The 13316-nt window shown below is 62.4% G+C and carries 13 protein-coding genes; 7 read left to right on the top strand and 6 right to left on the bottom strand.

Features of this window, described 5'->3' with window-relative positions:
* Window positions 1-59: 59 nt before the first annotated feature.
* From F4U94_RS08915 to F4U94_RS08905, 3 genes are read right to left on the bottom strand one after another with little or no spacing between them, the layout of a single operon-like run.
* Entirely contained in the window at window positions 60-1109 is a 1050-nt protein-coding gene (locus F4U94_RS08915; protein WP_120251200.1) for a ribonucleotide-diphosphate reductase subunit beta, read from the bottom strand.
* 6 nt (window positions 1110-1115) lie between these two features.
* Window positions 1116-1592: an endonuclease domain-containing protein gene (locus F4U94_RS08910; protein ID WP_249042036.1), complete on the bottom strand. Its 477-nt coding sequence runs from the start codon at window positions 1590-1592 to the stop codon at window positions 1116-1118.
* Window positions 1593-1596: 4 nt separating this feature from the next.
* Window positions 1597-3492, bottom strand: a complete 1896-nt coding sequence (locus tag F4U94_RS08905) for a ribonucleoside-diphosphate reductase subunit alpha (RefSeq protein WP_120251201.1) — start codon at window positions 3490-3492, stop codon at window positions 1597-1599.
* 723 nt (window positions 3493-4215) lie between these two features.
* Here F4U94_RS08905 and F4U94_RS08900 point away from each other — a divergent pair.
* From F4U94_RS08900 to F4U94_RS08875, 6 genes are all read left to right on the top strand, one after another.
* Window positions 4216-5736 carry a fumarate hydratase gene (locus tag F4U94_RS08900; RefSeq protein WP_120251202.1) on the top strand — a complete coding sequence of 507 codons (1521 nt, stop codon included), beginning with the start codon at window positions 4216-4218 and terminating at the stop codon, window positions 5734-5736.
* 110 nt (window positions 5737-5846) lie between these two features.
* Window positions 5847-6083 (top strand): hypothetical protein, encoded by a 237-nt coding sequence (locus F4U94_RS08895; protein WP_120251203.1) that lies wholly within the window; start codon window positions 5847-5849, stop codon window positions 6081-6083.
* Between the two features lie 197 nt (window positions 6084-6280).
* A complete protein-coding gene (locus tag F4U94_RS08890; protein WP_120251204.1) occupies window positions 6281-7198 on the top strand; it encodes a DMT family transporter in 918 nt (305 codons plus the stop codon).
* Between the two features lie 98 nt (window positions 7199-7296).
* Window positions 7297-8658: a methyl-accepting chemotaxis protein gene (locus tag F4U94_RS08885; RefSeq protein WP_120252223.1), complete on the top strand. Its 1362-nt coding sequence runs from the start codon at window positions 7297-7299 to the stop codon at window positions 8656-8658.
* A 351-nt stretch (window positions 8659-9009) separates the two neighbouring features.
* Complete coding sequence (locus F4U94_RS08880; protein WP_120251205.1) at window positions 9010-10227, top strand: MBL fold metallo-hydrolase; 1218 nt, start codon at window positions 9010-9012, stop codon at window positions 10225-10227.
* 75 nt (window positions 10228-10302) lie between these two features.
* Window positions 10303-10743, top strand: a complete 441-nt coding sequence (locus F4U94_RS08875; RefSeq protein WP_197716406.1) for a GFA family protein — start codon at window positions 10303-10305, stop codon at window positions 10741-10743.
* A gap of 7 nt (window positions 10744-10750) precedes the next feature.
* On the opposite strand, the gene F4U94_RS08870 is transcribed toward F4U94_RS08875, so the two are convergent.
* From F4U94_RS08870 to F4U94_RS08860, 3 genes are all read right to left on the bottom strand, one after another.
* Entirely contained in the window at window positions 10751-11269 is a 519-nt protein-coding gene (locus tag F4U94_RS08870; RefSeq protein WP_120251207.1) for a DUF3617 domain-containing protein, read from the bottom strand.
* 69 nt (window positions 11270-11338) lie between these two features.
* Window positions 11339-11647 carry an HNH endonuclease gene (locus F4U94_RS08865; RefSeq protein ID WP_232015752.1) on the bottom strand — a complete coding sequence of 103 codons (309 nt, stop codon included), beginning with the start codon at window positions 11645-11647 and terminating at the stop codon, window positions 11339-11341.
* Complete coding sequence (locus tag F4U94_RS08860; protein WP_120252225.1) at window positions 11623-12189, bottom strand: DUF3617 domain-containing protein; 567 nt, start codon at window positions 12187-12189, stop codon at window positions 11623-11625. Before F4U94_RS08860 ends, F4U94_RS08865 begins: the two co-directional genes overlap by 25 nt.
* 630 nt (window positions 12190-12819) lie before the next feature.
* Between F4U94_RS08860 and F4U94_RS24965 the strand changes: the two genes are divergently transcribed.
* Complete coding sequence (locus tag F4U94_RS24965) at window positions 12820-13311, top strand: DNA/RNA non-specific endonuclease (RefSeq protein ID WP_341897531.1); 492 nt, start codon at window positions 12820-12822, stop codon at window positions 13309-13311.
* The last annotated feature ends 5 nt before the right edge of the window (window positions 13312-13316 follow it).

The following is a 13316-nucleotide window of genomic DNA, read 5'->3' as shown; positions in this document are numbered from 1 at the left end:
GCCTCTCCTGGAATGGCGATGGTATCGGGAAGATCGGACGCCCGACCTTCCCTCACGCATCACTCCGCCGCGATGCCCGCTGCCTTGAACATATCAGGGTCGGTATCGATGTTGGCCGCTTCGCCGCCCTTGACCTGCTGGCGGCGGTCGAAGGCGTCCCAGACGTCGTTCCACTGGCCGCGCGTCGCGCCCTTCGAATATTCGGTGGCGCGGGTTTCGAAGAAGTTGGCATGCTCCACGCCATTCAACAGCGGGGTCAGCCAGGGCAGCGGATGCTCGTCGATCATGTAGATGGGCTTCAAACCCAGCTGGCCCAGGCGCCAGTCGGCGATGTAGCGGACATATTTCTTGATGTCCTTGGGCGTCATGCCGGGCACCGGCCCCATTTCGAAGACCAGATCGACGAAGGCGTCTTCGATGCGGACGGTCTTCTGGCACATGTCCATGATGTCGTCCTTGACCGCGGGGGTCAGGCACTGGCGTTCGGCGCAGAAGGCGTGGAACAGCTTGATGATGCCCTCGCAATGCAGCGTCTCGTCGCGGACCGACCAGGTGACGATCTGGCCCATGCCCTTCATCTTGTTGAAGCGCGGGAAGTTCATCAGCATCGCGAAGGACGCGAAAAGCTGCAAGCCTTCGGTAAAGCCGCCGAACATGGCGAGCGTGCGGGCGATATCCTCATCGCTATCGACGCCGAAGGTGGCGAGATAGTCATGCTTGTCCTTCATCTCCTTATACTGGAGGAAGGCGCTGTACTCGCTTTCGGGCATGCCGATCGTGTCGAGCAGATGGCTGTAGGCGGCGATATGGACCGTTTCCATATTGCTGAACGCGGTCAGCATCATCTTGATTTCGGTCGGCTTGAACACCCGGCCATATTTTTCGTGATAGCAATCCTGCACTTCCACGTCCGCCTGGGTGAAGAAGCGGAAAATCTGGGTCAGCAGGTTGCGCTCATGATCGGACAGCTTCTGCGCCCAATCGCGGCAATCCTCGCCCAGCGGTACTTCTTCGGGCAGCCAGTGCAGCTGCTGCTGGCGCTTCCAGAATTCATAGGCCCAGGGATATTCGAAGGGCTTGTAGACCTTGGAGGCTTGAAGAAGGGGCATGGGTGGTTACTCCGCGAAATCTGTTCCAGCCCCTCTCCCCTTGTGGGAGAGGGAGGGGCCCGTCGCGGCAGCGACGGGAGGGTGAGGGGAGAAAGCGCTGGCAATAGCTGCCAACACGCCTTCAGAATTTTGCATCACATCATGGTTCCAGAAACGGATCACATGATAGCCTTCCCCTTGAAGGAAGGCCGTGCGGTCCGCATCCGTCGCTTCATCATGCTGGCCACCATCGATCTCCAAGATCAGTCGGCTTCCATGCGAAGCGAAATCAGCGAAATAGGGGCCAAATGGCACCTGACGGCGGAATTTCGCGGCTGGCAGCTTTTCGCGGAGCAGCGCCCAAAGGCGCTTTTCGGCGTCGGTTGCGTTGCAGCGCAATTCGCGAGCACGCGCTGTCTTCGGGTTCGGGGCTTTCCCCCTCACCTTCCCACGCCGCTGCGCGACGCGGGCCCCTTCCTCTCCCACAAGGGGAGAGGAAATCACAGGGTCACTGACAGGCGAGGCACTCGTCATAGTCGGTTGTCTCGCCGATTTCGAACTTGGGGGCGTCGATCGTATTGTCGGCCTCCACGCCGCCGCTGCCCGCAAAGCCCGCACGCTGGACCGACTTGGAGCGCAGATAATAGAGCGACTTGATGCCCAATTCCCATGCGCGGAAGTGGAGCATCAGCAGATCCCACTTCTCGACGTCCGCCGGGATGAACAGGTTCAACGACTGCGCCTGATCGATATAGGGCGTGCGGTCGGCCGCGAGTTCGAGCAGCCAGCGCTGGTCGATTTCGAAGCTGGTCTTGAACGTGTCCTTTTCTTCCTGCGTCAGGAAGTCGAGATGCTGGACCGAACCACCGCGCTCCAGGATCGAATTCCATACCGCGCTGCTGTCCTTGGCTTTCGCCACCAGCAGCTTTTCAAGGTACGGATTCTTGACCGAGAAGCTGCCCGACAGCGTCTTGTGCGTGTAGATGTTCGCCGGGATCGGCTCGATACAGGCGGACGTGCCGCCGCAGATGATGCTGATCGACGCGGTGGGCGCGATCGCCATCTTGCAGCTGAACCGTTCCATCACGCCCATGTCGGCGGCGTCCGGGCAAGGACCGCGTTCCTGCGCCAGCAGCATCGACGCCTCGTTCACCTTGGCATTGATATGCTTGAAGATGCGCAGGTTCCACGATTTGGCCATGGCGCCTTCGAACGGGATGTTGCGCGCCTGCAGGAAGCTGTGGAAGCCCATCACGCCAAGGCCCACCGAACGTTCGCGGGTGGCGCTGTACTTGGCGCGCGCCATTTCGGGCGGCGCGCGGTCGATATAATCCTGAAGGACATTGTCGAGGAAGCGCATGATGTCTTCCGCGAAGGTCGGATGATCCTTCCACTCGTCCCAGGTTTCCAGATTCATCGACGACAGGCAGCAGACGGCCGTGCGGTCGTTGCCCAGATGGTCGAAACCGGTCGGCAGGGTGATTTCCGAACAGAGGTTCGACGTCGATACCTTCAGGCCCAGATCGCGATGATGCTTGGGCATCATGCGGTTCACCGTGTCGTTGAACACGATATAGGGTTCACCGGTGCGCAGGCGCGTTTCCACGATTTTCTGGAACAGCGACCGGGCGTTGACGGTGGCGCGCACCGACCCGTCCTTGGGCGAGGTCAGATTCCATTCGTCATTGGCGCGCACCGCTTCCATGAAGGCGTCGGTGATGAGAACGCCGTGATGGAGGTTCAGCGCCTTGCGGTTGAAATCGCCGGTGGTGTTGCGGACTTCGAGGAATTCCTCGATCTCCGGGTGCGACACGTCGAGATAGCAGGCGGCCGAACCACGACGCAGGCTGCCCTGGCTGATCGCGAGAGTCAGCGAATCCATCACGCGGACGAAGGGGATGATACCTGAGGTCTTGCCATTGAGGCCGACCGGTTCGCCGATGCCGCGCACATTGCCCCAATAGGTGCCGATGCCGCCGCCGCGCGAGGCGAGCCAGACATTCTCGTTCCAGGTGTTGACGATGCCTTCCAGGCTGTCATCGACGCTGTTGAGATAGCAGCTGATCGGCAGGCCGCGACCGGTGCCGCCATTCGACAGGACCGGCGTAGCGGGCATGAACCACAGCTTCGAAATATAGTCGTAGACGCGCTGGGCATGGTCCGCGTCGTCAGAATAGGCCGCCGCGACGCGCGCGAAGAGATCCTGATAGGATTCGCCGGGCAGCAGATAGCGGTCGTTCAGCGTTTCCTTGCCGAATTCCGTCAGCAAAGCGTCACGCGAAGAATCGGTCGTGACCGGGAAACGCCGCGCCAGCACGGTCGAAGAGGTCATCGGTTCGGCCTGGGCCGGCGCCGCTTGCGCTGCCGCCACGGCGACCTTCGCCTCTTCCAACAGATCATCCATTACAGTCGCCACGTCGCCACCTTGTCCACTATCTCGAAAATCCATGCGAGTCCCCGTTGTTCCTGTTCCGTTCGATTCGGTCCAGCGGGTCGCGACAAGCCGCGCATCCTAGCATGAACCCTATCGTTGCGGGGACGGAAAGTGGTCCAACCGACAGAATGCGGAGACAAAAAGCCCCTATCGCCGAAAAATCATCCGACGATGCAATCACAATCTGTTGGGTGACCCCCGTTAACCCGATACCACAGATAGTGCATAACTATCGGCCGCCCGACAAGAGGCGAATCATCGGGAGGTGACAGGATGATGAAACCGTCCGTCGCCAAAATGAGTCCTCTCATCGCCCCTGCCACGAGCGACGCGCGGAGTTGCCTTGCCCCCACAAAAGGCAAGAGGGTTCGGGCAGATAAAAAATAAAAAATCCTTGCCACGGATTTTCCGACAAAGGTCTAAAAATCATGACAGAGATCGTCATCGCGATCGCACCGGGATGGCCATGGTGCAGCCGCCCAGGGCAGACGCACATCCGGTCGCAGGGAATCGCACACACAAGATATTGTGGTCGGCAGGGTGATATCGGACGATTCCCTACTATCGCCCGTTTTCCTTTGGCCGCTCTTGCGAGCGTGTCTCACTGGACTTGGGCGTGATTCCGCACTAGCCGCTGCCCCTTGCAAGACCCGCCGTGCAGAGGTGGGCCGCAGGATATAGGGACCAGGGTAGATGACGCTCATCAAGACCGCCGACCTCATCGAGAGCGTCGCCGACGCGCTGCAATATATCAGCTATTATCATCCGATGGATTATATCCGGGCATTGGGCACCGCCTATGAAGCCGAAGCCAATCCGGCGGCCAAGGATGCCATCGCCCAGATCCTGACCAACAGCCGCATGTGTGCCGAAGGGCACCGGCCGATCTGTCAGGACACCGGCATCGTCAATGTGTTCGTGAAGTGGGGCATGGAGTGCCGCCTGGACGATAATAGCCGGTCGATGCAGGAGATTATCGATGACGGCGTGCGCAAGGCGTACCTCAACCCCGAAAACCGCCTGCGCGCGTCGATCCTGAAAGACCCCGCTTTCAGCCGCCAGAATACCAAGGACAACACGCCCTGCGTGCTGAACGTGGAAATGGTGCCGGGCAACAAGGTCGTGATCGACGTCGCGGCCAAGGGCGGCGGCTCCGAAAACAAGACCAAGTTCAAGATGATGAACCCTAGCGATTCGATCGTCGACTGGGTGCTGGAAATGGTGCCGCAGATGGGCGCTGGCTGGTGCCCGCCCGGCATGCTGGGCATCGGCATCGGTGGCACGGCGGAAAAGGCCGTGGCGCTGGCCAAGGAAAGCCTGATGGACCCGATCGACATGGGCGAGCTGAAGGCGCGCGGCCCGCAGAACAAGATCGAGGAACTGCGCATCGAATTGTTCGACAAGGTCAATGCATTGGGCATCGGCGCGCAGGGCCTGGGTGGCCTGGCCACCGTGCTGGACATCAAGATCCACGACTATCCCTGCCATGCGGCGGGCAAGCCGGTGGCGATGATCCCGAACTGCGCCGCAACGCGCCACGCGCATTTCACGCTGGACGGTTCGGGTCCGGCCTATCTGGAGACGCCCAAGCTGTCCGACTGGCCGCAGGTCGACTGGAAGCCGAGCAAGGAAGCGATCAAGGTCGATCTCGACAATCTGACGCCGGACGTGGTGCAAAGCTGGAAGCATGGCGACCGGCTGCTGCTGAACGGCAAGATGCTGACCGGCCGCGACGCCGCGCACAAGCGGATCAAGGATATGCTGGCCAAGGGCGAAGCGCTGCCAGTCGATTTCAAGGGCCGCGTGATTTATTATGTCGGCCCGGTCGATCCGGTACGTGACGAGGTGGTCGGCCCGGCCGGCCCCACCACCGCGACCCGCATGGACAGCTTCATGGACATGATGCTGGAACAGGGCCTGGCCGCCTGCGTCGGCAAGGCCGAGCGCGGTCCGGCCGCGACCGAGAGCATCAAGACGCACAAGAGCGCCTATCTGATGGCGGTCGGCGGCGCGGCCTATCTGGTCGCGCGCGCGATCAAGGAAGCCAAGGTCGTGGGCTTTGAAGATCTGGGCATGGAAGCGATCTACGAATTCACGGTGGAGGACATGCCCGTCACCGTGGCCGTCGACAGCGAAGGCCAGAATGTCCACCGCCTCGCCCCGCTGGTATGGCAGGAGAAGATCAAGCGCGAGAAGCTGCTCGAAGGGGCGTAAACCGCTCCCTTTTCCAACTATCTGATTGATACGGATCAAGCCGGCGCGCGAAAGAGGAACCCCCTTTCGCGCGCCGCATTATGTCCGGCACCTCATAGCCGCAGACTGTCATGTCCTTCACGCAACTCGACCCGCCGCTGCCCGTCCATGTCGAAGGCAAGGGCAAGGGCTATGCCCTGGCCGTCATCGACTATGGGCAGGAGCATAATCTGATCTGGGTGACGGGCCTGTCCGACAGCGGCGAAATATGGTGTGCGCCCAATCCGCTGGTGCGGCTGGAGGCGAACTGGACGATGGGGCGGCAGGGATGGTCCTTGGCCGCGCCGACCGGCACCAAGCCCAGCTGACGCCCGGTCCCGGCTTTTGGCGGATGGCTCTCTTAGCCTTCGCGCCAGTCCTGGAGCATGATCCGATGAGAATGAATCGGAACATGCTCTAAGAGTCCGCTGTTTTCCGCGTCTTGCGCGCCGTCAGCCGTGCCGGCTGACTTCAAAATGCGCCAGCGCCGGGGTGACGCGGGCGGGCGACCCTGTATAGGGCGGGCATGATTACGTCCCCCATCTGGTTACCGGCAACGCTGGTCGCGGGCGCGGTGCAGGCGTGGCGCACCGCGGTGCAGCGCCGGGTCAGCCACAGCCTGTCGATCAATGCGGCGGGCTTGGTCCGCTATCTCTACGGCATCCCTTTCGCCCTGCTGCTGCTGGGTGGGTATCGGCTGGTCTTTCCCACCGCGATGCCGGCGATCGGGCCGCTTTTCCTGCCATTCTGCCTTGCTGGCGGGCTGGCGCAGATCATCGCCACCAACCTGCTGATCATGGCGTTCAAGCATCGCAATTTCGTCGTCGGTACCGCCTATTCCAAGACGGAGGCGGTGCAGGGGGCCGTATTGTCCTTCCTGCTTTTGGGCGAGCGGCTTCATCCGTTGGCCTGGGCCGGCATCGGCTGCGGCGTGATGGGGGTGATGCTGTTGTCGACCGGTGGCAAGCGGATGGGACCGGGCGATTTCCTGCGCGCGTTGACCCAGCCGGCGGCGATCACCGGCATCGCCTCGGGCTTCTTCTTCGCGCTGACCGCGATCGGCATCCGTCGCGCGACCCAGAGCGTGGGCGGCGACGATCGCATCCTGGCCGCCCTGCTGGTGCTGGTGGCGACGGTGCTGATGCAGACGCTATTGCAGGGGGCGTGGCTGATGTGGCGCGAACCGGGCGAGATGCGGCGGGTGCTGGCCAACTGGCGGGTGTCGGGGCAGGTCGGCCTGTTGTCCGCGCTGGGCAGCGCCTGCTGGTTCACCGGATTTGCCACCGCCCCGGTCGCGCTGGTGCGAATCGTCGGCCAGATCGAGGTCGCCTTCACCATGGCGTTCGGCCACTTCTATTTGAAGGAACGGATGCGCGGCAGCGAAGTCGCCGGGCTAATGCTGGTGGTGAGCGGCGTGGCGCTGGCGCTGGCGGGATCGCTCTGATTCACGCGCTGCATCGCTAACCCTTATTTTACCATGGTACGATAGCCATCGATTCCGTGGGAAAAGAAGCGCAATCCGAAACCGTCGCCCGTGCGGTGATGAAGGTCGCCAAATTGTCTGGCGACCTGGGCATCCGCACGCTCGACCTTCAGGCAGATATCAGCGAGCTGGCCGACCGGGTGACGCACCAGGCCCGCACGATCGAGGCGATCAGCGGCGCCGCGTCGCAATTGTCGCGCGATGGCGACAGCGTGTCAATGGCAGGACAAGCCGCGCGCGAGCAGGCCGTCGCCGCCCGCATGATCATCGATGATTCGAGCCGGCAGCTGTCCACCGCCAATCATAATTTCGTCGATCTGATCGAACAGGTGAGTCGCATCCATGCGCGGCTGGACGGCTTTGGCGAGGCATTGAAGACCGTCGCCCATGTCACCAGCGTCATCAGCGGGATCGCCAGCCAGACCAATTTGCTGGCACTGAACGCCACGATCGAGGCGGCGCGTGCCGGGGACGCCGGGCGCGGCTTTGCCGTGGTCGCATCCGAAGTGAAGAAGCTGGCGCAGGAGACCGCAGCCGCGACTCACACGATCGAACAGTCGATCGGCGCGCTGACTGGCGAGGCGGGCGGCATGCTGTCCAGCATCACCCATGGCGCGCAGACGGCCCGCACCGCATTGAACGACACCAAGACGATCGAAGCGCTGGTCGAGCGGCTGGGCACTTTGATGCAGGGCCTGTCGAGCAACAGCGAAACGATGGCCAGCCGGATCGTGTCGATGGTGGGATCGGCAAGCGAGATCCGGGGCGGGCTGGCAGCATTGGCCAGCACGTCGACGGACAATGCCGACGGCCTGCAACGCCTGTCCGGCCGCGTGTCCACCGCCAGCGACGACACCAACGACCTGCTGCAATATCTGGCCGAAAGCGGAGTCGATATTCCCGATTCGCCCTATATCGACTTCAGCCTGCAAAGCGCCCGACAGGTCAGCGAGGCGATCGAGCGGGCGATCGACGCGGGCGAGGTCAGCGAATCGGCGATATTCAGCAACGATTATGCGCCAATTGCCGGCACCAATCCGCCCCTCTTCACCCATCCGGCGCAGGCCGTGATGCTGCCCGCCGCCCGCGCCGCGCAGGAACGGGCACGCGGTTTCCCCGGCCTGTTTGGCATGACCTTCACCGACCGCAACGCCTATGGCGCGATCGCCATGCCAGAACGCGCCCAGCAGCAGCGGCCGGGCGACGAGAAATGGAATATGGAATATGCGCGCCAGGGCGTAGTATTCGATTTCCCCGACACGCGCGAGCAGGCGAAGATCACCCAGCCCTTCTGCATCAAGGCCTATCGCCGCCTAACCGCCCAAGGCGACGTCATCCTGCTGAAACAAGTGATCGCGTCCATCCATGTGAAGGGCCGCCATTGGGGCATATTGCAGATGGCCTATCAGGATCAGGGCTGACGGGCGAAGGTCGCGTTTCGCACTGTGACTACGTCGGTGCTTTGAAAAAGCGGGATGCCGGGTCGAGCCCGCCATGACGAATGAGGCTATGGCGGATGACGGCCATTTGCGGGCGCTCCTGCTCCCCTCTCCCGCCTTCGCGGGAGAGGCTACGGAGACTTGGAAGCTTGCTGCCTAGTCGATGTCCGTGAGGGTCTTTCTTCTTTCTGGACAAGCATTTCCTGCCAGCAAGAGAAAGACCCTCACCCTTCAAAGCAGTTTCGTCATTCCCTCCACCCCTAATCCCCTTCGCCCCCTTGCTCCGCAGCCCTCTTGCGTTATGTCGCTCACATATCGTCTTCGGGAGCAGCCATGGGTCGCCTTGTCAGCATAGCCAGAGGCGCTGGAATCGCCCTGCTGTTCGCCATCATCGCCCTGTGTCTGGCGATCACGATCATCCCGCCTTTCCTGGACCGCCTCTATTATGAGGGGCCGGCCAGCCGCCATTATGACGGGGCGCGCTTCTTCAATCCCGATGGCGCGATCGAGGCGCCGGCGCCGCCGGGCACCAGCCGGCAGGGCTTTATCGCACGCTGGCTGCTGGGGAATGACGACCGGCCGCCATGGCCGTTGGGGATTGCGGTCAAGCCCGCCCGCCCCGCGTCGTTCGCCGCGCCGCGCGGCATGGTGGCGACCTGGGTCGGTCATGCGACCGTGCTGGTGCAGGCGGCGGGCCTCAATATCCTGACCGATCCGATCTGGTCCGACTATGCCAGCCCCCTGCCGCCGCTGGGGCCGAAACGCGTGGCGGAGCCAGGCATCCGCCTCGACGATCTGCCCAAGATCGACCTGATCGTGCTGAGCCACAATCATTATGACCATATGGACCTGCCCACGCTGAAGACATTATGGGAGCGCGACCGGCCCAAGATCGTCACGAGCCTGGGCAATGACGCAATCCTGAAGGCGCAGGGCATCCCGGCGACGGCGCTGGATTGGGGCCAGTCGGTCAGCGGTGCTGCCCTGAACGGGCTGGCCCCGCAGGCGGTGATCCAGTGCGGCAATTACGAACATTGCCCCGACTATCGCGTCCATGTGACCCGCAACCATCATTGGGGCAGCCGTTGGGGCACCGACCGCAACCGGGCGCTCTGGTCGAGTTTCCTGATCGAAACCCGGGCGGGCAACATCTTCTTCGCCGGCGATACCGGTGCGGGTGACATGGGCTGGCCCTATGAAGCCAGGCGGTACGGCCCGATCCGGCTGGCGCTGATCCCGATCGGCGCGTTTCGCTTCTGGAAGGGGCAGATGGCGTCGGACGCGCATATCGGCCCGGCGCAGGCGGTGGAAGTGTTCCAGCGGCTGGGCGCATCGACCGCGATCCCGATCCACTGGGGCACGTTCCGCCTGTCCTACGAACAATGGGACACGCCGCCCAAGATGCTGGACCTCTATCTGCGCTGCGCCGGGATCGATCGGAAGCGCTTCGCACCGCTGCGCATCGGCCAGAGCCTGCCGGTACCCACGGTCAGTCCGGTACCGGTCGGCGCCAAGCGTTGCGACGAACGGGCGATCCGCGCGCTGGAATGATCCACAACTTATCCACAGGCCATGCACAGGGTGATACCGGTACTGGCCACAGTTGATGCACAGGAGAATCCACAGGTGACGCAGCCGGCGGAAAAAGGGATGAAGCAGGCAGGGCAATGCCTGTGCGGCGCGGTGCGTTTCGACGCGACCATCGCCGATGCAGCCATGGGCGCCTGCCATTGCGCTCTGTGCCGACGCTGGTCGGGCGGCGTGTTCCTGTCGGTCGCCTGCACCGACATCGTCATGGCCGATCCGGATGCGCTGGGCATCTATGCCTCGTCCCAATGGGGCGAGCGGGGCTTTTGCAAGAATTGCGGCAGTTCGCTGCTATGGCGGTCGAAGGATGGCGCGCATCTGGCCGTGTCGATCCAGGCCTTTGCCGATCCGGGCGCCTTCCCCTTCGCCACGCAAATCTTCATCGAGGAAAAGCCCGCCAGCTATCATTTTAGCGAAGCGACGCGGGACATGACCGGCGCGCAGGTGTTTGCAGCCTTCGCGCCCGGTCAGGACAGCTAGAGCAGAGTCAGCCCGCCTTGGCGCAATCGCCGGTGCGGGTGCCGGTCAAGTCATGGGTGGTGCGCAGGACGGGCTTGCCACCCTCCGTCTTCGTCATGGTCGTGCCCAACGTCAGCGTGTCGGCGGTATAATTGCCCTCGACCGTGATGTCGGACGTGCCGGCACCCGCCTTGCAGCTCAACGTCGCGATCAGGCGGCCCTTGCGCGCCATCTTGTCCTTGTAGCTGCATGCGCTGCCTTCCTTGCCCGCGATCGCATCGGGATCGGGCAGGCCATCCTTGTCGATGGCGACGCAGATCTTGTCCTCACCCACTTGGCTGAGGGCCTCCTGATATTGAGCAGGCGTGACGGTGGGGGTATTATAGCCCGTCGTCTTGCGGGTCAGCGTCCACTGCCCCGCCCGCATCAGGACGGGCGCCTCTTCTGCCTTCGGCGCCGGGGCGGGGTCGCTGCCACAGCCGGCCAGGCCAAGGGTGCTGCCGCATATAAGGGTTAGCGGCAGCGCCGCATGCCAGGTCTTTCGCATATCCTCTCCCCTGTTCTTCGTAGGAACCGGGCAAAGGCTCTACCGCTTGGCCGTGAAGCGCAAGGGAAATTATCGGCGCCGGCGGGTGGGCGCATGGAAGTCGGCCGGCTTGTCCACGATCCATGCCAGGAAGCGGGCGATGGCTGGCTGGGCGCGCAGGGCGGGTGCATCGGCATAAGAGCGCGCCAGTTCCGCGTTGGAAAGCGTTGTGTGGATAGTGCGGTGGCAGATCGGGTGCAGCGGCACGACCTGCCGCCCGCCCAGGCTCTTGGGCAGCGGATGGTGCCACTCCACCCGCCGCCCCAGCGGCCGATCGCACAACCAGCAGCGATGGGGCCTGTCGTCGCTCGCGATCAGTGCGCTTGGGTCGGTGCGCAATCCGGGCCGATCCACTTGCCCTCCGACCGGGCGGTCATCGCCATGGTCGTGCCCTGCGCGCCGCCCGCCATCTTCATGTCCACATCCATCGCATAGCTTTCCGGCGCATAGGTGCCGGACATGGTCGCGTTCATCGTGCCGCCCTGCGACTTGCAGGATATCTGGCCCTTCACCGCACCACCTTTCGCCTCGAACCCGCCATAGGTGCAGTCCTTATTCTCCTGACCCGCGAACATCTCGCCACTGGGATTGGCGGCCTGCTGCGGCGTGACGCAATATTTGAGCGAGGTCTGGCTCATCATGCGCTTCATCTGATCCTTCATGTTCGCCGGCGCGCCGGGCATGTCGGACAGATCGATATCCTTGACGGTGAAGCGTCCTTCCCACTGGCCGGGTTTCAACTGCACCTTGTCGACCTGCGCCTTTACCTCCTGCTTGCTCATGGCGTCGGTGGCTGCGATGTCGCCCGTCTTGTCGCCGGGCTTGTCACCGCAGGCGGCAAGGGTCGTCAGCATCGCGAGCATCATCACGGTCCGGCGCATCGTCATCCTCCCTGTTTCTGTCCCGACGCGAGCATATCAGCGCAGCGGGAGGGTTCAATGACGCAGGACAAAATGATACATGTTCTTGTTTTGTTCTATCTAATCCACTAGGGGATTTTGCGAAACTTTGGGGGGAATTTTGATGCGGCGAACGATGTAGGGCGAAAGTATTGCCTTCAACCTCTATCTGCGGACCGGACGTCGTGTCGCGCCGGCAGCGGTCGAAGTGAAGTTCAATCCCTGGCATGACGAGGAAAATGGGCGGTTCACCTTTGCAGGACAGGGGCGTTATTTTGGCGCCAGTGGCGGTTCCGGTGGCCCGGCGACGACTAACCCTGGAAAGGTGCGAGACGATGATAATGTGCCGGATCGCAGTCGCAACCGGGCGGATCATCCAGATAATCATGGAATTCATATCGTGCGGCCGGGCGATTCGCTGTCCCGTATCGCCACACAACGAAGGGGGCTGACGGCGCGCGATCTGGCCTGGCTCAATGGGCAGGGCGTCGATCAGCCCTTACGGGTTGGACAACGGATCAAGCTGCCGCATCAGGCCTATCTGGATGCTGGCCAGGCGGCCAGGAATAAAGTCCTTGGCCTAGCCCATTATATGGAGCGGCATGGCGCAACCTGCCGCCAGAACCCAGCAAAGCGCCATCGCTGGAAAGCCAGATTCTCGATGCAAACTGGAAGCGGGAAACGAAGAATGGCTATGATTTCCATATCGATGTCATTGCACGCGGTCGGCGGATATTTGGCCCGTTGTCGCTGGCCGTCTCACCTGTGCGATCGCGCCATAATCAGGCGCAGGCTGGCAAGCCCAACCGGCTTGGCGACGACGATGGCGGGCATTTCATTGCTGCTCGCTTCAACGGACCCAGCGACAGCTTCAACCATTTCGCCCAGAACTCAAACTTCAACCGCGGCAGCTATCGCGTCATGGAGGATGGATGGGCCAAGGCATTGCGCGCCGGGCATAAGATATTCGTGGATATCGAACCGCTTTATCACGGCGCGTCGAAACGTCCTTATCAGATCAACGTCAACTGGGAGGTCGATGGCGAAAGAACCAGCCAGAAATTCCCCAATGAAGCGAAAGGCAAAGCCGGTGGCAAAAGATAAGCTCG

It is taken from the genome of Sphingobium limneticum (genome assembly GCF_008710155.1).
GTDB lineage: Bacteria > Pseudomonadota > Alphaproteobacteria > Sphingomonadales > Sphingomonadaceae > Sphingobium > Sphingobium limneticum.
The sequence above is the reverse complement of the archived record's forward strand: the minus strand, read 5'-3'. Positions and strand labels throughout refer to the sequence as shown.